Source organism: Ruegeria sp. HKCCD8929 (genome assembly GCF_013031405.1).
Taxonomy (GTDB): Bacteria; Pseudomonadota; Alphaproteobacteria; order Rhodobacterales; family Rhodobacteraceae; genus Ruegeria.
In genome coordinates this window covers 1-1314 of sequence record NZ_WPZY01000134.1, presented here as the reverse complement: position 1 = coordinate 1314, position 1314 = coordinate 1, and the positions used below count along the sequence as shown (strand labels likewise).

Here is a 1314-nt window from a genome sequence, read left to right as displayed (position 1 = left end):
TCGGTGCCGATGATCGAACGGCCAAAGAGACCCAGCATCAGTCATGCCTCCAGCGCTGCTCGTTGCGCATTCGCTCTTCCAGCTCTTCCACCGCCCGCTGCACCATGTCCTCAAGCTTCGGCATGGTGTCCTTGTCCACATTGCCGTTGACCGTGAGTTGGATCGGTGCCGAGATGGTGGTGGTCAACCCCGCCGCCCGCTGGGACACATAGCGTCCGCCATCCGGATTTTCTGCCGCTGCAACAGGCCCGCTCGCTGCAGCAGCGATGGCCCCGGCGGCGGCTGCAGCCCGTGCCGCATGTGACGACGCTGCGATGTTGCGCCTGGTCCGCAGATTGAGCGGTCCGTTCGGACGGGTCGCGGACGTTTCCAGTCGGCTGGCAATCTCTGCCACGCGGGCACGTGTTGCCTCGTCCCCACTCTGCACCCAGTTCCAGGCGCTCTTCATCCAGTCGGGTACGATGCCCGAGAGCTTCGCAGAGATGGCATCCACCATGGCCACCACCAACGAGGCGGCACCGTCCCAGAGCGATTGCATGATCGCTACGCCAGCGTCATAGAGGTTGATGTTCGAGAAATAGTCGACCAGCTCACCGGCAAGCCCCGTCAGATGTGCAGGCAGGTTCATGATATAAGAGACCACGGCGCCAACCGCATCGCCAGCCGTGTGCCCCCAGCTTGCCCATGTCTCGGCACTGGCGTCGATTGGCCCCAGCAGATCCGTCATCCAGGTCCACAGTGCGGAGGCGGCATCGACAATACCCTCGACCAGAGGGCGGGCCGGGCCAAGGCTGGCCATAAAGGCTTCCCCGAACCCCCGGAAGAACGCCACCAGTCCCGACCAGTTGTTGTAGATCCACGTGCCAGCCATAGCGAGACCGACGACCAGGGCGCCAATGCCGGTCGATATGATTGCCACGCGGATGGCAATGAACGCGGCGCGCACCCAATTGAGCGGGTTGAGCATGGTCAGAAACGCCCCACCCAACCGCAATGCACCACCAGCAGCCGATGCCAGACCGATGCCTGCCAGCGCCCGGCCAGCCATCACGGCTCCGCGCGCGAACTGCACAAGCCCGACCGCCGCGCCCAGAATGACCCCCCGGAACGGGATGGCCAGAACCGCCAGCGCCAGATTGCGCCAGCCACCCAGCGCATCGGCTGCGGATTGCAGGAGCGGGCGCAGGGTCTGCCAGAACTCAACGGCCGAGGCGCCGAATTTCCAGATTGCCTCCAGCCCTATCAGGATGTGATCGGCGATGCGCTTCGCCCAGATTTCCAATTCGCCAGAAGCTTCCAATCGGTTGATCTCGT

1 protein-coding gene is annotated in these 1314 nt (G+C 63.9%); it reads right to left on the bottom strand.

Translation table 11 applies throughout. From position 1 onward, the window contains the following. Positions 1–37: 37 nt before the first annotated feature. Positions 38–1314, bottom strand: a 1277-nt coding sequence (locus tag GOX53_RS29400) for a hypothetical protein (protein ID WP_217352004.1), incomplete at its 5' end; no start/stop codon positions are given.